The 23622-nt window shown below is 41.8% G+C and carries 21 protein-coding genes and 1 other annotated feature; of the genes, 13 read left to right on the plus strand and 8 right to left on the minus strand.

The features are described from left to right. The first annotated feature begins 32 nt into the window (after positions 1-32). From ezrA to JX304_RS01715, 3 genes are all read left to right on the plus strand, one after another. Entirely contained in the window at positions 33-1757 is a 1725-nt protein-coding gene (ezrA, locus tag JX304_RS01705; protein ID WP_205010984.1) for a septation ring formation regulator EzrA, read from the plus strand. Between the two features lie 110 nt (positions 1758-1867). After that, positions 1868-2536, plus strand: coding sequence for a phosphoserine phosphatase SerB (serB, locus tag JX304_RS01710; RefSeq protein ID WP_205010985.1), 669 nt, complete (start codon positions 1868-1870; stop codon positions 2534-2536). Then, positions 2521-3627 carry a glycerate kinase gene (locus tag JX304_RS01715; protein ID WP_205010986.1) on the plus strand — a complete coding sequence of 369 codons (1107 nt, stop codon included), beginning with the start codon at positions 2521-2523 and terminating at the stop codon, positions 3625-3627. The genes serB and JX304_RS01715 overlap by 16 nt, the downstream gene beginning before the upstream one ends. 43 nt (positions 3628-3670) lie before the next feature. Here JX304_RS01715 and JX304_RS01720 read toward each other — a convergent pair whose 3' ends face one another. Then, on the minus strand, positions 3671-4123 hold the full coding sequence (locus tag JX304_RS01720; RefSeq protein ID WP_205010987.1) for a DUF1694 domain-containing protein: 453 nt from the start codon (positions 4121-4123) through the stop codon (positions 3671-3673). A gap of 210 nt (positions 4124-4333) precedes the next feature. Between JX304_RS01720 and eno the strand changes: the two genes are divergently transcribed. After that, the gene (gene eno / locus JX304_RS01725) at positions 4334-5638 is read left to right on the plus strand and encodes a surface-displayed alpha-enolase (RefSeq protein ID WP_205010988.1); all 1305 of its coding nucleotides are present in this window, start codon (positions 4334-4336) and stop codon (positions 5636-5638) included. Between the two features lie 420 nt (positions 5639-6058). On the opposite strand, the gene gap is transcribed toward eno, so the two are convergent. The 4 genes from gap to JX304_RS01745 all read right to left on the minus strand — a co-directional run bounded on the left by gap (position 6059) and on the right by JX304_RS01745 (position 8728). After that, entirely contained in the window at positions 6059-7075 is a 1017-nt protein-coding gene (gap, locus tag JX304_RS01730; RefSeq protein ID WP_205010989.1) for a type I glyceraldehyde-3-phosphate dehydrogenase, read from the minus strand. 62 nt (positions 7076-7137) lie between these two features. Then, positions 7138-7656, minus strand: coding sequence for a galactose-6-phosphate isomerase subunit LacB (lacB, locus tag JX304_RS01735; RefSeq protein WP_205010990.1), 519 nt, complete (start codon positions 7654-7656; stop codon positions 7138-7140). An 11-nt stretch (positions 7657-7667) separates the two neighbouring features. Continuing rightward, entirely contained in the window at positions 7668-8096 is a 429-nt protein-coding gene (gene lacA, locus JX304_RS01740; RefSeq protein ID WP_205010991.1) for a galactose-6-phosphate isomerase subunit LacA, read from the minus strand. A 155-nt stretch (positions 8097-8251) separates the two neighbouring features. Then, positions 8252-8728 (minus strand): RrF2 family transcriptional regulator, encoded by a 477-nt coding sequence (locus JX304_RS01745; RefSeq protein ID WP_205010992.1) that lies wholly within the window; start codon positions 8726-8728, stop codon positions 8252-8254. Between the two features lie 185 nt (positions 8729-8913). Here JX304_RS01745 and JX304_RS01750 point away from each other — a divergent pair, with 185 nt between their 5' ends. Next, on the plus strand, positions 8914-9816 hold the full coding sequence (locus tag JX304_RS01750) for a DMT family transporter (RefSeq protein WP_205010993.1): 903 nt from the start codon (positions 8914-8916) through the stop codon (positions 9814-9816). Positions 9817-9921: 105 nt separating this feature from the next. On the opposite strand, the gene JX304_RS01755 is transcribed toward JX304_RS01750, so the two are convergent. Together JX304_RS01755 and JX304_RS01760 are read right to left on the minus strand one after the other, a co-directional pair. Beyond that, positions 9922-10107, minus strand: coding sequence for a hypothetical protein (locus JX304_RS01755; protein WP_205010994.1), 186 nt, complete (start codon positions 10105-10107; stop codon positions 9922-9924). 95 nt (positions 10108-10202) lie between these two features. Then, positions 10203-11213 (minus strand): lactonase family protein, encoded by a 1011-nt coding sequence (locus JX304_RS01760; protein ID WP_205010995.1) that lies wholly within the window; start codon positions 11211-11213, stop codon positions 10203-10205. 174 nt (positions 11214-11387) lie between these two features. Here JX304_RS01760 and JX304_RS01765 point away from each other — a divergent pair, with 174 nt between their 5' ends. The 3 genes from JX304_RS01765 to budA all read left to right on the plus strand — a co-directional run bounded on the left by JX304_RS01765 (position 11388) and on the right by budA (position 14569). Continuing rightward, a complete protein-coding gene (locus tag JX304_RS01765; RefSeq protein WP_205010996.1) occupies positions 11388-12563 on the plus strand; it encodes an AI-2E family transporter in 1176 nt (391 codons plus the stop codon). Beyond that, on the plus strand, positions 12553-13782 hold the full coding sequence (locus JX304_RS01770) for a tetratricopeptide repeat protein (RefSeq protein ID WP_205010997.1): 1230 nt from the start codon (positions 12553-12555) through the stop codon (positions 13780-13782). Before JX304_RS01765 ends, JX304_RS01770 begins: the two co-directional genes overlap by 11 nt. 70 nt (positions 13783-13852) lie before the next feature. Then, on the plus strand, positions 13853-14569 hold the full coding sequence (gene budA, locus JX304_RS01775) for an acetolactate decarboxylase (RefSeq protein ID WP_205010998.1): 717 nt from the start codon (positions 13853-13855) through the stop codon (positions 14567-14569). A 617-nt stretch (positions 14570-15186) separates the two neighbouring features. Here budA and JX304_RS01780 read toward each other — a convergent pair. Then, on the minus strand, positions 15187-16848 hold the full coding sequence (locus JX304_RS01780) for an Rqc2 family fibronectin-binding protein (protein ID WP_205010999.1): 1662 nt from the start codon (positions 16846-16848) through the stop codon (positions 15187-15189). A 158-nt stretch (positions 16849-17006) separates the two neighbouring features. Continuing rightward, positions 17007-17240 (plus strand) — a binding site (T-box leader). Positions 17241-17366: 126 nt separating this feature from the next. On the opposite strand from JX304_RS01780, the gene trpX reads away from it, so the two are divergent. The 5 genes from trpX to pheT all read left to right on the plus strand — a co-directional run bounded on the left by trpX (position 17367) and on the right by pheT (position 23219). Continuing rightward, the gene (trpX, locus tag JX304_RS01785; protein ID WP_205011000.1) at positions 17367-18368 is read left to right on the plus strand and encodes a tryptophan ABC transporter substrate-binding protein; all 1002 of its coding nucleotides are present in this window, start codon (positions 17367-17369) and stop codon (positions 18366-18368) included. Between the two features lie 78 nt (positions 18369-18446). Then, positions 18447-18851, plus strand: a complete 405-nt coding sequence (locus JX304_RS01790) for a chromosome partitioning protein ParB (protein WP_205011001.1) — start codon at positions 18447-18449, stop codon at positions 18849-18851. A 315-nt stretch (positions 18852-19166) separates the two neighbouring features. After that, positions 19167-20213: a phenylalanine--tRNA ligase subunit alpha gene (gene pheS, locus JX304_RS01795; RefSeq protein ID WP_187540527.1), complete on the plus strand. Its 1047-nt coding sequence runs from the start codon at positions 19167-19169 to the stop codon at positions 20211-20213. 2 nt (positions 20214-20215) lie between these two features. Then, on the plus strand, positions 20216-20746 hold the full coding sequence (locus tag JX304_RS01800) for a GNAT family N-acetyltransferase (RefSeq protein WP_205011002.1): 531 nt from the start codon (positions 20216-20218) through the stop codon (positions 20744-20746). A 67-nt stretch (positions 20747-20813) separates the two neighbouring features. Next, positions 20814-23219, plus strand: coding sequence for a phenylalanine--tRNA ligase subunit beta (gene pheT / locus JX304_RS01805; protein WP_205011003.1), 2406 nt, complete (start codon positions 20814-20816; stop codon positions 23217-23219). The last annotated feature ends 403 nt before the right edge of the window (positions 23220-23622 follow it).

The raw sequence follows: 23622 nt of genomic DNA on the forward strand, positions 1-23622 counted from the left end.
ACGTTCAAGTAATACGATGAAGGAGTTTTTATATGTCTAGTGGACTAATTGTTCTCATCTTTATTGTCGCCCTTATCTTGATTGTAGGATATGTGGTTGCAGTTATTTTGAGAAAACGAAATGAAGCCTTACTGGCAGCACTGGAAGAACGAAAAGAAAAGTTATACAACCTTCCGGTCAACGATGAAGTAGAGGCCGTAAAAAACATGCATTTGATTGGTCAAAGTCAAATTGCATTTCGTGAATGGAATCAAAAATGGGTAGATTTATCCTTAAATTCATTTGCTGATATTGAAAACAATCTGTTTGAAGCAGAAGGTTATAATAATTCTTTCCGTTTCATGAAGGCTAAACAAGCCATTGACAATATCGAAAGTCAGATCCAATTGATTGACGAAGATATCAAGGCGATTCGCAAAGCCCTTTCTGATCTTGAAGAGCAGGAACAAAAAAATAGCGGTCGTGTGGTTCATGCCTTGGATATGTTTGAAGAACTTCAAAAAGAAGTCACTTCAGAACCAGATCGTTATGGCAGCGCGCTTCCTGAAATTGAAAAACAAATTGGAAATATTCAATCTGAGTTCTCACAATTTGTAACCTTGAATTCTTCAGGTGACCCTGTTGAAGCGGCTGAAATCCTTGATACAGCTGAGAATCATATTGTGGCCTTGAAACAAATTGTTGAGCGAGTGCCAGAAATTGTCACTGCCCTTCAGGCAAAACTTCCGGACCAATTAGAGGATTTGGAAAGTGGCTACCGCAAGCTTTTGGAATCTGGCTACCACTTCACTGAAACAGATATCGAATCTCGTTTCCAACAGTTGCATGCTTCCTTGAAGAACAATATGGCAAATGTATCTGCCCTTGAATTGGACAATGCCATTTACGAAAATGAACAAATTCAAGAAGAAATTGATGCATTGTATCACATCTTTACCCGTGAAATTGAATCACAAAAAGTTGTGAAGAAGTTAGTGAAACAACTGCCTGGCTATTTGAAACATGCAAAAGAGAACAATAGCAACCTTGCGGCAGAAGTGGAACGTCTCGGTAAAACATTCGTCTTGAATGAAGCCTTTAGCCAACAGTTAAAAGAGTTGGAAGCTGAGTTATCTTCACAAGAAAATGTGGTAGAAGATGCCTTGAAAGATTCATCTGAAACACAAAAGGCCTATTCTATCGTAGAAGAAGAATTAGAAGCTATTGAAGCTCGATTGAAAGAAATCGAAAATGAGCAAATTGGTTTAAGTGATTCCCTTTCAAAAATTGAAAAAGACGATGCCAATGCTCGCCAAAAAGTTAACATCTATGCCAACCGTTTGCATGCCATTAAACGCTATATGGACAAACGAAACTTGCCAGGAATTCCTCAAGAATTCTTAGAAATTTTCTTTACAGCAAGTAACAATACAGAAGCTTTGATGGATGAGTTGGAAGGGGATAAAATCAACATCGAATCAACCAATCGTTTGTTGGAAATCTTGACCAATGATATGAATGAATTGGAAGAAGCCGCTTATCGAATTGTTCAAAATGCGACTTTGACAGAGCAATTGTTGCAATACTCGAACCGTTACCGTTCATTTGATGATCATGTACAGGCAGCCTTTGATGAGTCCCTTTATATTTTCGAAAGAGAATATGACTATGCGGCTTCCTTCAAAGTTATCTCAGATGCTTTGGAAATGGTAGAAGCTGGCGTAACTGATCGCTTTGTTACTTCATATGAAAAAACCCGGGAGCAGATTCGCTTCTAATAACAGAAAAATGACCTTTTAGAAGGTCATTTTTTATTTCAAATGATCATTGAAACTTGAATTTTACTACCTATTTTTGTATAGTAAGGGAGAAATAAGAAAGGAAAGCGATGAAAAAAGTAACAGGTCTTCTCGTTATGGATGTAGATGGAAATTTGATCCGACAGGAAGGGATTGATCTACTAGCTCAAGAAGCTGGCGCGGGAGAAAAAGTGGCAGAGATTACAGCACAAGCAATGAATGGGGAGCTGGATTTTTCAGCATCTTTAGAGGCGCGTGTCGCTTTACTGAAGGGGTTGGAGATCTCTGCCTTTCAAAAGATTTTGAAACAAATTGAAATCACACAGGGAGCTGAAGGCTTAATCACGGAACTTCATCAAAGAGGTTACAAGGTTGGTCTTGTTTCGGGGGGATTTCATGAAGTCATCGACCCCATCGCGAGGTCTTTAGGAATTGATCTGGTTCGTGCTAATCGTTTGCAGACTTTTGATGGTCGTCTGACAGGGAAAGTGCTCGGAGAGATTGTGACACCTGAAAGAAAAAAAGACTCCCTCCTGACATGGGCGAAAGAAAATCATGTCCCACGAAGTCAGACGATCGCGATGGGTGATGGTGCTAATGACCTTCCCATGATTGAAACAGCCGGTATTGGGATTGCCTTTATGGCAAAGCCAATCGTAGCCGAGCGTGCCCCATACCGTATCCAGACGAGGGATCTAAGCCTTGTTCTTGAAATTTTAGACCAGCATAGAAAGGAAACAGCATGCATATCCTACTAGCACCGGATTCATTTAAAGAATCCTTATCTGCCAAACAAGTAGCAGAAGCCTTAAAAAAAGGCTTTAAAGAAGCCCTGCCGGAAGCAACTTTTGATCTGCTTCCTATTGGGGATGGTGGCGAAGGTACCATGGATACCCTAGCTGGCATTCTGAATTTAACCAAGAAGCATACTCAGGTAACAGGACCATTTGGACAGCCTGTTTCAATGTCTTACTATCAAAAAGATGAGATAGCTTTTTTTGAGATGGCCTCTCTTGTCGGTTTAGGGTCAATTCCCGCTGAGAAACGAAATCCTCTTGAACTGGAAACACGAGGAATTGGTGAACTGATATTGCACCTAGTCGATCAAGGTGTGCAAACAATTTGTGTCGGAATCGGTGGATCTGCGACGAATGATGGTGGGATTGGAATGGCAGCTGGACTTGGGGTAGCCTTCTATGATGATCAAGGCCATCTGCTTCGTCCTGTGGGGGCTTCGCTCGGTCGTGTGGCTAGAATAGATACCAATGCGGTTCCAAAAACTTTACAAAACATCGAGCTCCAAATCTTAACGGATGTAACCAATCCTCTCTGTGGCAGTCAAGGAGCGACCTATATCTTTGGCGGGCAAAAGGGATTGAATCCCCTTCTGTTTCCAGCTGTCGACCAGGCTATGCAGGATTTTTACCAGCTAGCAGATGCCCGAATTTTATCCATGGCTGGCGCCGGAGCTGGAGGTGGCATGGCAGCAGGCTTGGTCGCTTTTGCGGGAGGTCACATTTCCTCTGGAATTGAAAAAAGTCTTGATTTAATTGATTTTGACCGCAAGGTTCAAAGGGCTGATGTAGTGGTAGTCGGTGAAGGAAGAATGGATCAGCAATCCCTTTCAGGGAAGGCTCCAGTTGGTGTAGCGAAACGAACGCCAGCCGGCATTCCGGTCATTGCTATCTGTGGTAGCTTAGGGGATGATTTACCTAGCTTTCCAAGTCACAATATAAGTGCTGCTTTTTCTATTGTACCAGGACCTTGCCAGGTTTCTGAAGCCCTAGAAAATGCAGAAAAAAATCTGATATCTTGTGCACGAAATATTGGCCAATTACTAAAGATTTAGTAAAAAGAAACCCAATGGATAGGATCATTCCATTGGGTTCTCTTTAGCCAAAGAGCCGTTTCCAAAAGGAGGCTTTTTTACTTGTAGGAGCTTGATTTCCCTCTTCAAATAACTGTGAATATTGAAGTCTCATATCAGTTGGATCAATTCCAGACGGGTGGTCTGTATGGATGATGAGGCCAAAAGGAGAGTTCTTGCAATCATCCGAAACAATACTTGCAACAATCCCTTGTTCTTTTGTCATTTTTAAATACTGAAGTTGATAGGATTCATCCAAGGAGGGTGAAATCTTGACAAAGACAGGTTGGAAATGATCAGAACTATCCGTCAGGATGGTTGTAAAGTTTTGGAGAAGGGCCTTCTCGCGTGCGTCAGCTAGACTACAAGAAGCGATTACCCGCTCGCTATAAGTCTCTAAAAAACGACGCTGCTCATCGGGATGAAGTCGACTAGGCCCAGCAGCTTTTTCTAAAATAGTTTTATTGATATCTGTCATACCTTTAGTATAGCATAAAGGAGGGAAGAAAAGGAGAAAGAGAACGAAAAAAATGGAAAGGATCAAAATTCCATTTGGATCCATCGATGAAACCGTTTTTATGTTAAAAAGTTCTCAAATTTCAAAGATTTCCTTGTTTTTTCTTGAAAAAATAAGCTAATTAAGGTATGATAGAGTTGTAAAAAATATAACTCATAAGGAGAGTAGAAAATGTCAATTATTACTGATGTTTACGCTCGCGAAGTCCTAGACTCACGCGGTAACCCAACACTTGAAGTAGAAGTTTATACTGAATCAGGTGCTCATGGACGTGGTATGGTTCCATCAGGAGCTTCTACTGGTGAACACGAAGCAGTTGAACTTCGTGACGGTGACAAATCTCGTTACGGTGGTCTTGGTACTCAAAAAGCTGTTGACAATGTAAACAACATTATAGCTGAAGCTATCATCGGCTATGATGTACGTGATCAACAAGCTATCGACCGTGCTATGATCGCTCTTGACGGTACTCCTAACAAAGGTAATTTGGGAGCTAACGCTATCCTTGGTGTGTCTATCGCCGTAGCTCGTGCAGCTGCTGACTACCTTGAAATCCCACTTTACAGCTACCTTGGTGGATTCAACACTAAAGTTCTTCCAACTCCAATGATGAACATCATCAACGGTGGTTCTCACTCAGATGCTCCAATCGCTTTCCAAGAATTTATGATCGTACCTGCTGGTGCACCTACATTCAAAGAAGCTCTTCGTTGGGGTGCTGAAATCTTCCACGCACTTAAGAAAATCCTTAAAGGTCGTGGTCTTGAAACAGCCGTTGGTGACGAAGGTGGATTCGCTCCTCGTTTCGACGGAACTGAAGATGGTGTAGAAACTATCATCGCTGCTATCGAAGCTGCTGGTTATGTTCCAGGTAAAGACGTATTTATCGGATTTGACTGTGCATCATCAGAATTCTACGATAAAGAACGTAAAGTATACGATTACACTAAATTCGAAGGTGAAGGCGCTGCTGTTCGTACTGCTGAAGAACAAATCGCTTACCTTGAAGGATTGGTTGACAAATACCCTATCATCACTATCGAAGATGGTATGGATGAAAACGACTGGGAAGGTTGGAAAGCTCTTACTGAACGTCTTGGTAAGAAAGTTCAATTGGTTGGTGACGACTTCTTCGTAACAAATACTGACTACCTTTCACGTGGTATCAAAGAAAAATGTGCTAACTCAATCCTTATCAAAGTTAACCAAATCGGTACTCTTACTGAAACATTCGATGCTATCGAAATGGCTAAAGAAGCTGGTTACACTGCCGTTGTATCACACCGTTCAGGTGAAACTGAAGATTCAACAATCGCTGACATCGCAGTTGCAACAAACGCAGGACAAATCAAGACAGGTTCACTTTCACGTACAGACCGTATCGCTAAATACAACCAATTGCTTCGTATCGAAGATCAACTTGGTGAAGTTGCTGAATACCGTGGATTGGAATCATTCTACAATTTGAAAAAATAATCTAGTTTACTAGCTAGACTAAAAAGAGGCTGGGACAAAAGTCCTAGCCTCTTCTTGTTTTTGGATTGTCGAGCAAGACGCAGTGGTTGAGTGGGCTCTACTACGCTGATTTCATCAGCTTTTACAGACCTACTCAACTGTGTAGAGGTGGGACGACGAAATCGAATTCTAACGAATGACCGATTTCTGTCCCACTCTCTTTTTTTAAAAATTTAGCCAAACAAAAACTCCCCAACACATGGTTGAGGAGTTGTTCTATTCTTAGAACAAACCTTTCAGTTTGTCCAAGGCACCGCTGACCATTTCGTTTCCTGAAACCAGCCCTTTTGCTTGTTCAAGGTAGTCACCGAGGTTGTCTTAAACAATTTACGTGATTTGTTTTATAGCTATTTACAAGTTGAAGCATATAATAGATAGATTTTATGACTTAGAGATATTAGAAAAATATTCTAGAGTGCGGATTAATTGAGCTGTGAAACTCATTTCATTATCATACCAAGCCACCGTCTTCACAAGATAGTTTTGTCCATCTGTAGTAACTTCTGTTTGTGTTGCATCGAAGATTGAACCATGGGTATCACCGATAATATCACTAGAGACAATGAAATCTTCATTATAGGCAAAACTTTCATTTTGTGCAGCTTTCATGGCAGCATTTACCTCTTCAACAGTGACGGGTGTTTTTACGAGACTAACCAGTTCTGTAAGAGAGCCAGTAGGAGTTGCTACACGTTGTGCATGACCTTTCAGCAAACCATCTAGTTCTGGAATGACAAGACCAATAGCTTTGGCAGCACCAGATGATGTTGGAACTGTATTCACTGCGGCAGCTCGAGCACGTCGTAAATCCCCTTTACGATGAGGTGCATCAAGCGTCATTTGATCTCCAGTATAGCTATGAATTGTTGTCATAGTCCCAACTAGAATTCCGAATTTCTTATTTAAAGTGTCAGCCATAGGAGCCAGGCAATTTGTTGTACATGAACCTGGTGAAATGACTGTTTCTTCACCAGTCAAGGTTTTATGATTGACATTAAATACAACAGTTTTTACATCATTTCCACCTGGAGCCGTGATGATTACCTTCTTTGCCCCACCATTTTTATGGAGATGTTTTTCGGCTTTTTCTTTTGTTGCAAAGAAACCTGTTGCTTCCAATACAATGTCAACTTCTGAAGAAGCCCAATCAATTTTTTCAGGATCAGGCTCACTCGTGACCTTGATAAACTTGTTGTTAATGACGAAACCATCTTCTTTAACATCAATTGTTCCCTTAAATTTTCCTTGGGTACTATCGTATTTTAAAAGATGAGCTAACATTTTTGAATCAGTTAAGTCATTAACATGTGTTACTTCAATATTTTTAAGTGTTTGAATACGACGTAAGGCTAAACGACCAATACGCCCGAATCCATTTATTCCAACTTTAACAACCATTTTATTCTCCTCCTTAATCCTATTTCAACATCTAAGTAAATTGTTGAAAATGGTTGAGAAAACTAATCGTGATATTCCCCACGGGCCCATTTTGCATTTTCTTCGTCAAAGATATGATCATTAGCAGCTACATCTGGAGTCACTTCGGAAAGCTGATCAATTTTGGCAATCAACTTTTCTTTTTCAGGATTTGGATTATATTTAGTATTGATAAATTCATCTACAATGTTATTAATAAAATTAATACCAAGAATGGCTCCACCAAAGGCTACAATGTTTGCATTAAGATTTTCACGTGCAGCACGAGCTGTTACTACGTCTCCAACAAGGGTTACTCGAGTACCAGGAACTTTATCAGCAGCAACTGCAATCCCAACACCTGTACCACAAAGGGCAACACCGAAGTCGGCATTTCCCTTCACAACTTCTTCAGCAATCAAGCGGCCGTAAATAGGGTAGTGGGTACGGACAAAGTCGTAAGTACCGACGTCAATAACTTCATGTCCTTGTTCTTTGAGGTGTTTCGAAATCTTCATTTTTACATCTGTTACAATGTGGTCACAACCGAGTGCAATTTTCATAGTATTCCCTCCTAGCAGAATTTGTTTAGCATATCAATGCGAACTTGGTGACGTCCAGCGTCATAATCATGTTCCAAAAAAGTTTTTACAATTTCAACCGCAAGAATATCTCCAGTAATTCCAGAACCGAGATTAATAATTGGAGTGGAATTGTGTCGAATGGTCATCATGGCTGAGTGTTCATCGGAAACAGCTGCACAGATAATCCCCTTAAACTTATTGGCAGGCATAAAGGAATGACCATACTTATCGAAAAGAATTGCACGAGCGTGTTCATGTTTGCGAAATTCTTGAACGGCATTGACAGTAGAGTCTACAAAATCCTCCGAACCGTGTGTAGAGTTGAGATCAATAACTTCATAACCGGAATGAAGCAAAAAGTTTTTGACAGTTTCTTTTAATTGGAAACCATCTCGGTCAGTAGCTAAAATGACTTTCATAAGAACCTTCTTTCTTTACTTTAGCTATAGGAAAGGATGCGATAAGCATCTTTTTAACGATATAGAAGATAAACTTTATCTTCAATTAAAGTATAGACCCTATGAAAATATTTGTCAAGAAATTATATAAAAAAGTTGAGGAAAAAAATCCCCAACTATTTTTTATGATGATTGATCCAGTTTCGGACATCAGTTAAATCATAGTTCATTTCAGCCTGAAAAGCAACCTGACTGAGCGTGATGGAAGTGAGAGTAGAGACCAGCGTATTTTCAATCATATCCAGTGAATTGGTGACAACGCATCTTTTGGCTTTTTTTCCTTCTTCCTCTCCCAAGAATCTTTTTAAAAGATTTTGACTTTCAAAAATACGATTTTTCCCTTCTATAGCAACAAAGACATCATAAAAACTAATCTGGCTCAGAGGTCTTGAAAGAGCAATGCCTCCATTTTTTCCTCGAACGGATTTTACTAGTCCCTCATTATCTAGCAGTTTAATAATTTTTTTTAAATAGGAATCTGAAACCCCTAATCGTTCACTCAAGAAAATCGAATTGATATATTCTCCTTCTGGTAGTTGATCAAGCATGAGTAGAACGTAGATAGACTGTTCCCATCCAGATGATAAATGCATCTGTGCACCTCCGTATATAAAGATAATTCATATCCATACTACCAGTATAGACTTTTTTTAATGATTTCTCAATATACAGGAGGATAAAAGATTTTTGCAATTGTTTGGAAATCTATTGACATTTAGTTTAAAACGAGTAAAATAAAAGACAAAAACTATCTTTAATATCTCATAAAGGAGCAGTCATGAAAAATAAATCGAATCTTATCTTTTTGTCAGCCATATTATTGACAACGATTTTTATGGGATCCTCTTTTCCAACGGGGAAGTACTTAATCGCCGTTGAACAGACACCCCCTCTATTAATTGGAGGTGTGCGGTTCATGATTGCGGGAGCATTGATGTTAGCTTTAAAGTGTTTACATGGGAATTGGTCATCCATTATTCCTAAGAGTGGAGCAAGAAAAGGTAAGGGTTTTGTTCTTGTAATGATGATTGGTCTCTTGCAAACAGCTGGAACGATGGGGTTTTTGAATCTTGCTTTAGCTTATGGCCTGTCGTCCTCTATGTCATCGATTATCCTCTTTACCAATCCGCTTTGGTTAGCCTTGTTAGCTCATTTTCTTCTAAAGGATCAACTGACCTTCAAAAAAATTAGTGCGCTACTATTAGGAGTTGCAGGAGTTGTGACATGCATTGGATGGGATGGTTCTGCTTTTAGTTTAGGAGCCTTGTTTGCCTTACTCGGTTCTTTTTGTTGGTCTATTAATACGATTATCACTAAAAAAGTCCCATTTGATAATGGACCTTGGGTTTTTACAGGTTGGCAATTATTGCTAGGAGGTATTTTCCTCTATCTATTTTCATTGCCCCTACATGAAAGTTATGATTTTGCGCATCTAGGATTTTGGGGCTGGATTTGGTTTGTTTGGTTAATTATACCTGCTTCTGTAGGCTCTTTTGGATTGTGGTTCTTTAGTTTAGGTCAAAAAGGAGCAACGACAGCTAGTAGTTTCTTATTCTTAGTTCCGATATTTTCTACACTCTTTTCAATTGTAGGTTTGCATGAAGCCTTTACGTTAAACTTGTTAATTGGTGGAGCAATGGTAGTATTTGCTTTAGTTTTGGTAAATTGGAAGCAGCAGTGAAATTAAGTATACAATAAAAAATGTTGGGCAATTTTACCCAACATTTTTTGATCAGAGAATTCTTCCTTAAAATGGAATGATTGTGAGTTTCATAAAAATAATTTCTTAGAACAAACCTTTCAGTTTGTCCAAGGCACCGCTGACCATTTCGTTTCCTGAAACCAGCCCTTTTGCTTGTTCAAGATAGTCACCGAGGTTGTCTTTGTTGTCTTCTACAAATTTCTTTGCGGCATCGAAATCTTTCTTTTCGATCATTTCTTTTACTTGATTAAATAAGTTCATTGGATTCATGCTTGGATCTCCTAAAATATAATGTATGAAGTCGGGCGTCTGCCGTTTTCTCATCTATTTAATCATTTTTTGAAAGGTTTGACAACTGAATCGACTTAATGAAAAACGGTACAAACGGCTTCTGGAACGTAAAAGTCATGGGATAATGAAGATAACCGTCCAGTCGCCGGATCACGTTTGAAAACAGTGGCATTTGGGGAATCCTGGTGGGCAGCAATGAGGTAGTGTTGATCGGGACTGAGGGTGAAATCACGAGGATTGAGGCCATCTGTTGGGACAATCTCGATGAGTTTTAAGCTTCCGTCAGCGATCACTTCAAATACAGCAATGGAATTGTGTGCACGATTAGAGGCATAGAGGAATTTTCCGTCAGCTGAGAGCTTAATGGCGGAAGCCCATTTTTGGCCGTCATAATCTTCAGGGAGGGTTGAAACGGTTTGGAAGTGTTCAAATTCGCCCATGCCATCATAGAAGAGCACATCAATGGTAGCATTTAATTCATTGATCAGATAAGCGATCTTATGATGGGGATGAAAGACAAGGTGTCGAGGTCCTGCCCCTGGTGCTGTTTGGTAGTGATGGAGAAGGGTTAGTTTTCCTTGATCGCTAACCTCATAAGTATGCAGGCTATCGGTACCCAAATCACAGGTAATCAAGTACTGATCTGGTGTTAGATCAGAGAAGTGAACATGGGGACTGGCTTGATTTTCGTGTGGTCCCTTGCCTTCGTGAGTGTCTTGGTCGATGAGGCTCAGCTGGCCATCGGCTTCTATATTGTAGACGAGGACTTGGCCTTTATGGTAGTTGGCCCCGTAGACGAGTTCGCGTTTGTCATCTACTGAGACGTAACAAAGAGGAGCCCCCTCTTCAACAACGTGATTGAGCGGTTGAAAATCTGCTGTGAAACTAGCAATACCACCTTTTCCGTCTTGGGCACCGACACTGTAGAGATTCCCTTTTTCTGAAAATGCGATAAAGGTTGGATTAGGCTCAGCTGCCACTAGTTCAAGATCACTCAAGCTCCCTGTTTCAGGGTCAAATTGTGCCTTGTAGATCCCTTTGGATTCTTTTTTGGTATAGGTTCCGAAATAAATTGATTGAGACATAGGTCACCTCGCTTGATTTGTTAGCTTTATTATATCAAAGCTCCTATGGGAAGGCAATGACTAGTTGGATGGCGGTAAAATGGCTTCCTTCTTTCTTATTTTGCTAGTTTTTTCGTAACTTCGAGCTCAAAAAATGCTAAAATAGAAGCATATTGAAATGAAAAGGAGTTTTCTGTGGAAAATAAAGAGAAACAGTTTAGTCTATCCTGGTTTTTTAGATGGTTTTTAGATAACAAGGCTATTACGGTATTTTTAGTCACTTTACTCTTGGGCTTGAACCTCTTGGTCTTGAGTAAAATTACTTTTATCTTTATTCCGATTTTTGAGTTTGCAGGAGCAGTCATGTTGCCTGTCATTATTTCTGGTTTGCTTTATTACCTGCTCAACCCGATCGTTGATTTTCTTGAAAAGAAGGGGCTCAAGCGAATTTTTGCGATTTCCCTTGTCTTTTTCTTGATCGCTGTGCTCTTGGTTTGGGGGCTTGCAGTGGTGATTCCAGCTGTTCAAAGACAGGTGGTTAGTTTCTTTCATAACTTACCAACTTATTTGGAAAAAGCGAATGCCACCATTGATGATTTTCTAGCCAACCGTGTTTCTTCGGATATTAAGCCTCAGTTGGATGAGATGGCTACTCAAATTTCTAAAAATATTACAGCTTGGGCGAGCACAATTTCGGGCCGTGCGGTCAATTGGGTCAGCAACTTGATCGGAGTTGCTTCACAAGTGATTGTGGCCTTGATCATTATGCCTTTTATTGTCTTTTATCTTCTACGAGATGGGAAAAATTTAAAGGGTCACATTGTTCGTTTCTTACCAACCAAGATTCGCAAACCTGCTGAACAAGTTCTCTCAGATGTCAATACGCAACTTTCCAACTATGTTCGGGGGCAAATCACGGTGGCTATTGTCGTGGCCATTATGTTTATCATCTTCTTTAAGATCATTGACTTGCGCTATGCCGTGACACTGGGGATCTCTGCGGGGATTTTGAATTTGATCCCTTACTTGGGTAGTTTTCTAGCCATGTTGCCAGCTCTAGTGTTGGGCTTGGTGGCAGGACCGGAAATGTTTATTAAGGTCTTGATTGTATTTGCCGTGGAGCAAACCATTGAAGGACGTTTTGTATCACCTTTGGTTTTGGGAAGCCAGTTGAATATCCATCCAATCACCATTTTATTTGTCTTATTGACATCAGGTTCGATGTTTGGGATCTGGGGCGTTTTCCTTGGGATTCCAGTCTATGCGTCTGCCAAGGTGGTGATCGGAGCCATTTTTGAATGGTACAAGGAAGTCAGTGGTTTGTACGAAGAAGAGCATGAAATAGTAGAGGAAAAACACAGTGAGTCATAGTCAACAAATGGTAGAGGCTCTTGAAAAGCAAGAGCTAAATGAAGCTGAAGAACAATTTCAAAAAGCCTTGTTAGAGGATGATCAGGAAGAGCTATTAGATTTGGGGCAATACCTTGAAAGCATTGGATTTTATCCTCAAGCGAGAGAAGTCTATGAACAAATTGCAGAAACTTATCCAGAAGTGTATCTGAGTTTGGCGACTATTCTGGCAGAGGATGGTCAGACGGATCAGGCTTTTGCTTATTTGGAAGAAATTGGTCCGGAATCGAACTGGTATGTGGCCAGTCTCTTGGTGAAGGCCGATCTCTATCAGCTGGAAGGTTTAGCGGACGTTGCGCGTGAAAAATTGGTCGAGGCAGCCAGCCTCTCGGATGATCCCATTATTCAATTAGGGCTTGCAGAGATCGATCTGGAATTGGAACATTACCAAGAAGCTATTCAAGAATATGCCCAGTTGGACAATCGGGAAATCTTGGAAGCGACAGGAATTTCTACTTATCAAAGGATTGGGTTTGCCTATGCCAATCTTGGTAAGTTCGAAGCGGCTGTGCCCTTCTTAGAGAAAGCTTTAGAAATTGAGTTTGATGACCAGATTGCTTATGAATTAGCGACTTTATTGTCCGACCAAGAAGAATACCAAAAAGCCCTGATCTACTTCAAACAAATTGACACTTTGTCGCCTGATTTTGAAGGCTATGAGTACGGGTATGCCTTGGCCTTGCAGGCAGAAAATGATCGCGAAAAAGCGTTTGAGATTGCCAAACAAGGAATTGAGAAGAATCCCTTTGATGCACAGTTGAAGCTCTTGGCTTCTCAGCTTTCATATGAATTGCACCAGCCAGAGCAAGCAGAGGCTTATCTCTTAGAAGCCAAAGAAGTGGCGGAGGATCTAGAAGAAATTGCTCTACGTCTGACTACCCTGTATCTGGAGCAGGAACGTTTTGACGAAGTCTTAGATTGGCAACATGAAGAAATTGAAACGGTTGTCACTCGTTGGAATATTGCCCGTGCCTTGGCTGCTTTAGAGAAAACAGAGGAGGCGGTCTCTGCCTACCAAGAGCTTTATGAAGACTTGAAGGACAATCCAGAATTCCTCGAAGCGTATGTTTATCTGTTGCGTGAGGCTGGAGATCTGGTAAGGGCGCGTGAAGTAGCAAATCAGTATTTGGCGATTGTGCCAGACGATGTGCAGATGCAGTCCATCTATGATGGTTTATAAGAAAAACTAACTAGTGAAGTTTTGGGACAGTTTGTGGTATACTGGTAGAAGATAGAATGAGGAGAGAAACATGGAACCAGTGAAACTTTTTCAATACAATACCTTGGGGGCCCTGATGGCTGGCCTTTACGGGGGATCCTTTACCATCGGAGAACTTTTAGAACATGGAGATCTGGGAGTAGGAACGCTTGATTCTATTGATGGTGAGTTGATCGTGCTAGATGGCAAGGCTTATCAGGCCAAGGGATCGGGCGACCATCCTGAAATTGTCGAAGTTTCTCAGGATGCTAAAGTTCCTTATGCAGCAGTCGTTCCCCACCAAGCTGAGGTGATTTTCCGCCAACGCTTTGAAATGACAGATGAGGAATTAGAAGCCCGTATTGAGTCTTATTATGATGGCGAAAATCTTTTCCGCTCCATTAAGATTCATGGTGACTTTGCCAAGATGCATGTCCGCATGATTCCAAAATCCACACCAGAGATGAAGTTTGCAGAGGTTGCAACCCATCAGCCAGAGTATACACGCGAAAACGTGACGGGAACCATCGTCGGTTTTTGGACACCTGAGATTTTCCATGGCGTGAGTGTGGCTGGTTATCATTTGCACTTTATTTCGGATGACCATACCTTTGGTGGCCATGTGATGGATTTTGTGATTACAGAAGGGATCGTAGAAGTAGGAGCGATTGATCAGCTGGATCAACGATTCCCAGTTCAAGATCGTCAGTACCTCTTTGCCAAATTCAATGTCGATGAGGTCAAAGAAGACATCAATAAAGCAGAATAAAAGGTTGAGCGTCGCTCAACCTTTCGTATTGAAGATAATGTTATTTAAGAAACTTTCCTTAGGTGAGAACGGACGTCAGCGAACTTCAAAGAAGTTCCATGACAAATTAAGATACAGAGGGCGTTTGCGGATAAAGTCAAAATAGGAAGTTTGACGCAGAATCTTTCTATTCTAGGAGAACTTATCTTTTTGACAAAATCCGCAGCCCGAGTTCAATTAGTTTTGGACCCCTTCGCTTTTATATTTCTAGGCTTAGGCTAAAACAGTTCCCCGAACTGTTTTACTCCCAAAACTCCCGAGTGCTAGAATCAAGATTGTTTCTAGCACTTTTCTCACGGCGGAAAGTTTCAATATATATTGAATGAGCCTAAAAGTAGACCTCATTTTATTTTTTCAACATACTTAGAACAGTTTGTATACATTCTAAAGAGGCTGGGACAAAAGTCCTAGCCTCTCAATTTTCTTTGGATTTTCAAGCAAGACGCAGTGGTTGAGTGGGCTCTACTACGCTAATTTCATCAGCTTTTACAGCCCTACTCAACTGTGCGGAGGTGGGACGACGAAATCGAATTCTAACGAATTACCGATTTCTGTCCCACTCTCTTTTATTTTTGAAATCAGTCTGTTAGTTTCATGGCTTTGATTTTTTCTTCTTCTGGGGTAACCCGCAGAGTTTTCTGGCCGGTATAGGTCACAAAGCCTGGTTTTCCGCCGGTTGGTTTATTGAGTTTCTTGGCTTCGATCATATCTACTTGGACTAGGTTTGACAGCCGGGCCTTGGAGTAGTAGGCGGCCAATTCTGCAGCGTCGGTCTTCACTTCATCCGTCGGATCGAGATTTCCTGTAATGACGACGTGGCTGCCTGGGATATCTTTGGCATGGAACCAGAGTTCGTCTTTTTTAGCGATCTTAAAGGTCAGTTCATCGTTTTGGAGATTGTTGCGCCCAACTAAAATAATGGTTTTGCCATCACTAGCCAGGTATTTTTCTGGTTTTTTCCGTTTGTGAATTTTTTCTCGGTGGCGCCGTTTGATAAAGCCAGTCTGGATCAACTCTTCACGAATCTCGGCAACTTCAGCTAGGCTCGCTTGAGAAAGGGCTGTTTCAACCGTTTCCAGATAGGAAATGGTTTCCTTGGTTTCTTGAATGAGGATGGTCAAATGTTTGACGGCTTCCTTTAATTTCTGGTAGCGTTTGAAGTAGCGTTGGGCATTTTGGTTGGGCGTTAGAGCCTTGTTGAGTTGGATGGTGATCGGTTCGTTGGTATAGTAGTTATCCAAAACCACCTGGTCTTGGTCGTTTGGCACTTGGTGGAGGAAGGTTGTCAGCAATTCCCCTTTTTGGCGAAACTCTTCGGCATTGTCGGTCGCTGCCAACTCCGCTTCTTGTTTGGCTAATTTTTTTCGGTTCTTTTCAAGATCGTTTTCGACCTTCCGGATCAATTCGCTGGCCTGTTGTTGCACCCGATCGCGCTCAGCCTTGTCTCGGTAATAGTCATCTAGCAGATCTGAAAGTGTCTCAAACGTTTGACTGGTCGCATCTGCAAAGGGGATAGCAGAGAAGGATTTGGTCGTTAGGCGAGGCTCAGAAGGTGTTTTGAAAAAGGTACGGAAGGTCTTTAATTTTTCATCGGATTCAAGTCTCTTGGCTAATTCTTGGGCAGTATCTCGACCAAGACCTTGAAAGCATTTTTGAAGGTTTTTAGGGCTCAACTCTTCCTTGTGAAGAAGGGCAAAAAGGGCTTCATTCTTGATTGTAAAAGGATTGACCGCGTTAGTTTTTGGAGGTGCAATATAGGTAGAGCCGGGGAGAATGGTCCGATAACTATTTTGTGAGAAGCCGACATGTTTGATGGCTTCGATGATTTTATTGCTGGTCCGGTCTAGGAGAATAATATTACTGTGCTTTCCCATGATTTCGATCATGAGGCTGACAGAGATGGCATCTCCAATTTCGTTTTTATTGGAAACACGGATTTCGAGAATCCGGTCGTTCTCTAATTGCTCGATCCCTTCAATGACGGCGCCCTGAAGATACTTGCGCATGACCATGATAAAGGTGTTGGGAAAGGCAGGATTTTCAAAGTTGGTCTGGGTCAGTTGGATCCGCCCGAAAACAGAATGGGCAGAGAGCAAGAGTTTTTGGTTTTTCCGATTGCCTCGGACTTGGAGTACCAATTCCTGCTCGAAGGGTTGATTAATTTTTTGAATGCGTCCACTTAGGAGTTGAACCTTCAATTCTTGCACCATATGGTGTAAAAAAAATCCATCAAAAGACATGGGATTCCTCATCATTCTAGCGTTTATTTTAGTAAATTATATCAAAATTAGAGCGGAAAGCCCAGAGAGAAGATGGGGACTAGTAAGAAAATGAATCAGAAAATGCGAACGTTTTCAAAAAAATGCAGAAAAAGTATTGACATTTTTGAAAGAAAACTTTAAAATGTAAGAAATTAGAAAAGTAGTAAATGAAAGTTTCAAGAGAGCCCACGGTTGCTGAGAGTGGGTAACGGCAGTTTATGAAATTGGACTAATGATAAGATGAATTTGAAACAATAAAAATTCGGTTGGCACACCTTATCGTGCAACTTGTTGTTAGACAAGACTGAGATATGGGAGGAGACTATCTTTTTCCCATAAGTGAGGTGGCACCGCGATGACACGTCCTCACATAGCTTTTGCTATGTGTGGGCGTGTTTTTTGTTTTAGATGAGAAGGGAGAAAAGATATGAAGAAACGATGGCGTCGCAGCCTTTAGAAAACTGTAAAGAAGAATAAAAAAAGTAGAGGTAGAAAACATGAAAAATAAACGCTTAATGGGAATTATTGGTTTGATTGCAGTAGCAGTCATTGGGACAGCGATCTATTCTGCGACAGCAGGTAAAGACAACAAGGCAGCAACTAGCAATGAAAAGGCCAAAGTTGGGGTCTTGCAGTTGGTCAGCCACCCTTCTCTTGATTTGATCTACAAGGGGATTCAAGATGGCTTAGCTGAAGAAGGTTATGACAAAGACAAAGTGGACATTGATTTCCTCAATGCAGAAGGCGACCAAAACAAGGTTGCAACCATGAGTAAACAATTGGTAGACAAGGATAACCAAGTCTTGATTGGGATTGCAACCCCATCTGCTCAAGGTTTGGCTAGTGCTACAAAAGACAAACCAATCGTTATGGGAGCTGTCACCGATCCGGTCGGCGCGAACTTGGTCAAAGATTTGAAGAAACCAGGTGGCAATATCACAGGGGTATCTGACCATAATCCAACGGAGCAACAGTTGAAATTGATCAAAGAGTTGACTCCAAACGTAAAAACAATCGGGGTTCTCTACTCAACCAGTGAAGACAATTCCAAATCTCAAGTTGAAGAATTTACAAAATTAGCAGAAAAAGCAGGCTACAAGGTCGTTCCATATTCAGTCCCTTCAACAAATGAAATTGCTTCTACCGTATCTGTTATGTCAGGCAAAGTCGATGCCATTTGGGTTCCAATCGACAATACCATTGCTTCAGCCTTCTCTACGGTTGTCGAAGCAAACAAAACAGCTAAAAAACCAATCTTCCCAAGTGCGACAGCTATGGTGGAAGCAGGTGGTCTTGGTTCAGTCGTTGTTGATCAACACGATCTTGGAGTGGCAACTGGTAAAATGGCTGCCAAGATCTTAAAAGGTCAAAAACCAGCAGATACACCTGTTGAAATCTTCTCAAACGGTAAGTCTGTCATCAACAAAAGGGTCGCAGATGAATTGGGCATTACTATTCCAGAATCTGTCTTGAAAGATGCTGGACAAGTCATTAAATAAAAACCAAATGAATAAGAAGAATGGAAGGGGAATTTGGCTTTGGCAGGTCTTTCAATCGGGACCTTTGAGGAGAAAGAAATGAACGTCAAAATAACAGATCTTCATCCGACCCAACTATACTTATCAGAAAAGAAGTTACAAGATATCCAGATGCTGTATCAGTCGGAAGAAAACATTAATGTCGATCCAATTAGTATTCTTGCAGTTGGCAATCGCTTGCTGATTACAGACGGGCATCACAGGGCTTATCAGGCTTTATTGGCAGGTCGGGATACGATTTCTGCTGAGTTTGATCAAGATGGTGGCGATGCCTTGTATGCTCTCTATGCGCAAGCTTGCGAGGAAAGAAAGATAGACTCTGTTTTGGATTTAAAAGATCGTATCTTACCTCAAAATGAGTATGAAGCGAAGTGGTATAACTGGTGTGATGGTTTTAACCAAGCAGCAACTCTTCTGTTGAAAAGGAAAGCAGATGAGGAATAGAGAATACACTGCGTCTTGTTCCCTTTTCTATTGAAATTAGTCTCATCTAACTTGTTTTTTAACTAAAATTCTGCTAAACTAGATAGTAATCGAATAGAAATCTGCAAGACCAGTAGCTCAAGGGAAGTGCATCAGGGAGAAGGGCCGTGACTGAAAGCCCTTTGCATGAAAGCTGAGTGAATTCACTTGCGTAAAGGATTTAGAATTAAGGTCTGGTTTACAGATAAAAACGGATGGTACCGCGTGGCAACGCTCCGATCAGGAGCTTGCGCGCGGTTTTTTCTATGTCTGTAGAGGGACTGTGATGGAGGAACTATGTCAACGATTGAAGAACAATTAAAAGCGCTTCGCGAAGAAACGCTGGCAGCTTTGAAGCAGATCTCTGCTGAAAATGAAAAAGAGATGCAAGACCTACGGGTCTCAGTCCTTGGGAAAAAAGGATCTCTGACTGAGATTCTCAAAGGAATGAAGGATGTCTCAGCTGAGATGCGTCCGGTTATCGGGAAACACGTTAATGAAGCCCGCGATGTTTTGACTGCTGCTTTTGAAGAAACAGCCAAACTCTTGGAAGAAAAGAAAGTCCAAGCTAAACTAGCGAGCGAAAGCATTGATGTGACCCTTCCAGGTCGTCCGGTTGCTAGTGGTTACCGGCATGTTTTGACTCAAACCAGTGAAGAAATCGAAGATATCTTTATCGGGATGGGCTACCAAGTCGTGGATGGCTTTGAAGTGGAGCAAGACTATTATAACTTTGAACGCATGAATCTGCCTAAAGATCACCCTGCGCGGGATATGCAGGATACTTTCTACATCACAGAAGAAATCTTGCTTCGGACCCATACTTCACCAGTACAGGCGCGTGCCATGGATGCGCATGACTTTAGTAAGGGACCATTGAAGATGATCTCTCCAGGGCGGGTTTTCCGTCGGGATACGGATGATGCGACTCACAGTCACCAATTCCATCAAATCGAAGGTTTGGTTGTTGGGAAAAATATCTCTATGGCCGACCTTCAAGGAACGCTTCAATTGATCGTGCAAAAGATGTTTGGTGCAGAACGTCAAATCCGTCTGCGTCCATCTTACTTCCCATTTACCGAGCCATCGGTTGAAGTGGACGTTTCTTGCTTCAAATGTTGTAGAGCGGGATGTAATGTCTGTAAGAAGACTGGTTGGATTGAAATCATGGGAGCCGGTATGGTACACCCACGTGTCCTTGAGATGAGTGGCATTGATTCAACTGTTTATTCAGGATTTGCCTTTGGTCTTGGTCAAGAACGTGTTGCCATGCTCCGTTATGGAATCAATGATATCCGTGGCTTCTACCAAGGCGATGTCCGTTTTTCAGAACAGTTTAAATAATCATGTTAGTTAGAGTAAAAATCGATCAATTAGAGACCTTACGTGACCTAGAGGTGGAAACCTATCGAGATACCTTTGGTCCCTATATTGTTGAGGAAGATTTGGAAGACTATTATCAAACGGTCTTGTCACCAGAGCAGGTCCAGAAGGACTTGGAGAATCCGGAATCTGAAGCCTATTTTGTTCTTGATCATGACCAAGAAGTTTGTGGTTTTCTCAAGTTTAATTGGGGAAAGGCGCAAACAGAGTCTGTTGAAATGAACAATGCCTTTGAAATTCAGCGAATCTATGTCAAAAATGAACACCATGGCAAGGGATACGGCAAGGAAATGTTACTCTTTGCCTTGCAAGAAGCTCAGAAACGTGGATTCGACTGGGCTTGGCTTGGTGTTTGGGAACGAAATTTTAAGGCCCAAAACTTTTACAAACAATTTGGATTTGAACAGTTTAGTGAGCACCACTTTATTACGGGGGAAACCGTTGATACAGACTGGTTGCTTCGGAAACATTTGAAGGAGGATCCACAAGCTTGATTGTGGATTCACATTGAGAGAAAGGAATTGAGAAGATCTCGCTTGCTGAGGTCTTACGATCAGAATTATGTTAGTATCATACAAATGGTTAAAAGAATTGGTGGACGTAGATGTGCCATCACAAGAGTTGGCTGAAAAAATGTCAACCACAGGGATCGAAGTAGAAGGTGTGGAATCACCAGCTGCTGGCCTCTCAAAAATCGTCGTCGGAGAAGTCTTGTCTTGTGAAGATGTGCCGGAAACTCACCTCCATGTCTGCCAAGTCAATGTGGGCGAAGAAGAAGCCCGCCAAATCGTCTGTGGAGCACCAAATGTGCGTGCAGGCATCAAGGTGATGGTGGCTCTTCCGGGTGCTCGCATCGCGGATAATTACAAAATCAAAAAAGGGAAAATCCGTGGTTTGGAATCCCTTGGGATGATCTGTTCACTTGGTGAGTTGGGTATTTCTGACTCCGTTGTACCAAAAGAATTTGCAGATGGCATCCAAATCTTGCCAGATGATGCTGTTCCAGGTGACGAGGTATTCTCTTACCTAGACTTGGATGATGAAATCATTGAGCTTTCCATCACTCCAAACCGGGCAGACGCCCTTTCTATGCGTGGAGTAGCGCACGAAGTGGCAGCCATCTACGACAAGGCAGTCAACTTTAAAGAATTTGCTCTTTCAGAAACTGACCAAATTGCAGCCGATGCTCTTTCTGTCAGCATCGACACAGACAAGGCACCTTACTATGCAGCCCGTATCTTGGACAATGTGACCATCGCACCAAGTCCACAATGGTTGCAAAACCTTCTCATGAACGAAGGCATTCGTCCGATTAACAATGTAGTTGACGTAACCAACTATATCTTGCTCTACTTTGGTCAACCAATGCATGCCTTTGACTTGGATACCTTTGAAGGAAGCGAGATCCGTGTGCGTGAAGCACGTGCTGGGGAAAAATTGGTGACCTTGGATGGTGAAGAACGTGACTTGGAAACAAATGACCTCGTGATTACGGTCGCTGACAAACCAGTTGCCCTTGCAGGTGTCATGGGTGGAGAGGCTACAGAAATCTCAGAAAAATCCACTCGTGTTGTCCTTGAAGCCGCCGTCTTTGATGGAACTTCAATCCGTAAGACCAGTGGTCGACTTAACCTTCGTTCTGAATCGTCTTCTCGTTTTGAAAAAGGCATTAACGTGGCTACTGTCAATGAAGCCTTAGATGCGGCAGCGAGCTTGATTGCAGAGCTTGCAGGTGCAACTGTGCGGAAGGGCATCGTTTCAGCAGGCCAGTTGGATACTTCGGATGTAGAAGTTTCTTCCACTCTTGCAGACGTTAACCGTGTCCTTGGAACAGAGCTTTCCTACGCAGACGTAGAAGATGTCTTCCGTCGTCTTGGATTTGGCCTTTCTGGAAATGCAGAAAGCTTTACAGTGAGCGTACCTCGTCGTCGGTGGGATATTTCGATCGAAGCAGACCTCTTCGAAGAAATCGCTCGGATCTACGGTTATGATCGCTTGCCAGCTAGTCTTCCAGTTTCTGATGGAACAGCTGGTGCCTTGACAGCGACTCAAAAACTCCGTCGCCAAGTTCGTACTATTGCTGAAGGGGCTGGATTGACAGAAATCATTACTTATGCTTTAACAACGCCTGAAAAAGCCGTTGAATTTGCGACTGCGCCAAGCAATTTAACAGAACTCATGTGGCCAATGACTGTGGATCGTTCAGTCCTCCGTCAAAATATGATCTCAGGAATCTTGGATACAGTTGCCTACAACGTAGCGCGTAAGAACAAAGATTTGGCTCTCTATGAGATCGGAAAAGTCTTTGAACAAAAAGGCAATCCAAAAGAAGACTTGCCAAATGAAATCAATAGCTTTGCCTTTGCTTTGACTGGCTTAGTTGCTGAAAAAGACTTCCAAACTCCAGCTGTTCCAGTTGGCTTCTTCTATGCCAAGGGAATCTTGGAAGCCCTCTTTGCTCGCTTGGGTCTTGAAGTGACTTATACAGCAACACAAGAAATCAAGAGTCTCCACCCTGGCCGGACAGCCTTACTCTCACTTGGTAACCAAGTAATTGGGGTCTTGGGACAAGTCCATCCTGTAACAGCTAAGGCCTATGATATTCCAGAAACCTATGTGGCTGAAGTGAATTTGTCTGCTATTGAAGCAGCTCTTCAACCAGCTGCTCCATTTGTGGAAATTACCAAGTTCCCAGCAGTGAGCCGTGATATCGCCCTTCTCCTCAAAGCAGAAGTGACTCACCAAGAGGTAGTCGATGCCATCCAAGCTGCTGGCGTGAAACGCTTAACAGACATCAAACTCTTTGACGTCTACTCAGGTGAAAAATTGGGAGTTGGCATGAAGTCGATGGCTTATAGCCTGACCTTCCAAAATCCAGAAGATAGCTTGACGGATGAAGAAGTCGCTCGCTACATGGAAAAAATTCAAGCATCCCTTGAAGAAAAAGTCAATGCAGAAGTGCGTTAATATGTAGTTCAAAACATCTTAGAAACTTTCCTTAGGTGAGTACGGACGTCAGCGAACTTCGAAGAAGTTCCATGACTAATTAAGATACAAAGGGCGTTTGCGGATAAAGTCAAAATAGGAAGTTTGACGCAGAATCTTTAGATTCTAGGAGAACTTATCTTTTTGACACAATCCGCAGCCCGTGTTCAATTAGTTTTGAACCCCCTCGCTATTTAATTTCCGGGCTCAGGCTAAAACAGTTTCCCAAACTGTTTTACTCCCAAAACTCCCGAGTGCTAGAAACAATCGTGTTTCTAGCACTTTTCTCACGGTGGAAAGTTTCAATTTATTATTACATTAGTCTGATAATATAAAATCATTCAAATTTTTTCAGCCTTACTTCGGCCATTTTATGTAAAAAAGT

It is taken from the genome of Streptococcus parasanguinis (assembly GCF_901875555.1).
In the GTDB taxonomy this organism is placed as follows: domain Bacteria; phylum Bacillota; class Bacilli; order Lactobacillales; family Streptococcaceae; genus Streptococcus; species Streptococcus parasanguinis_H.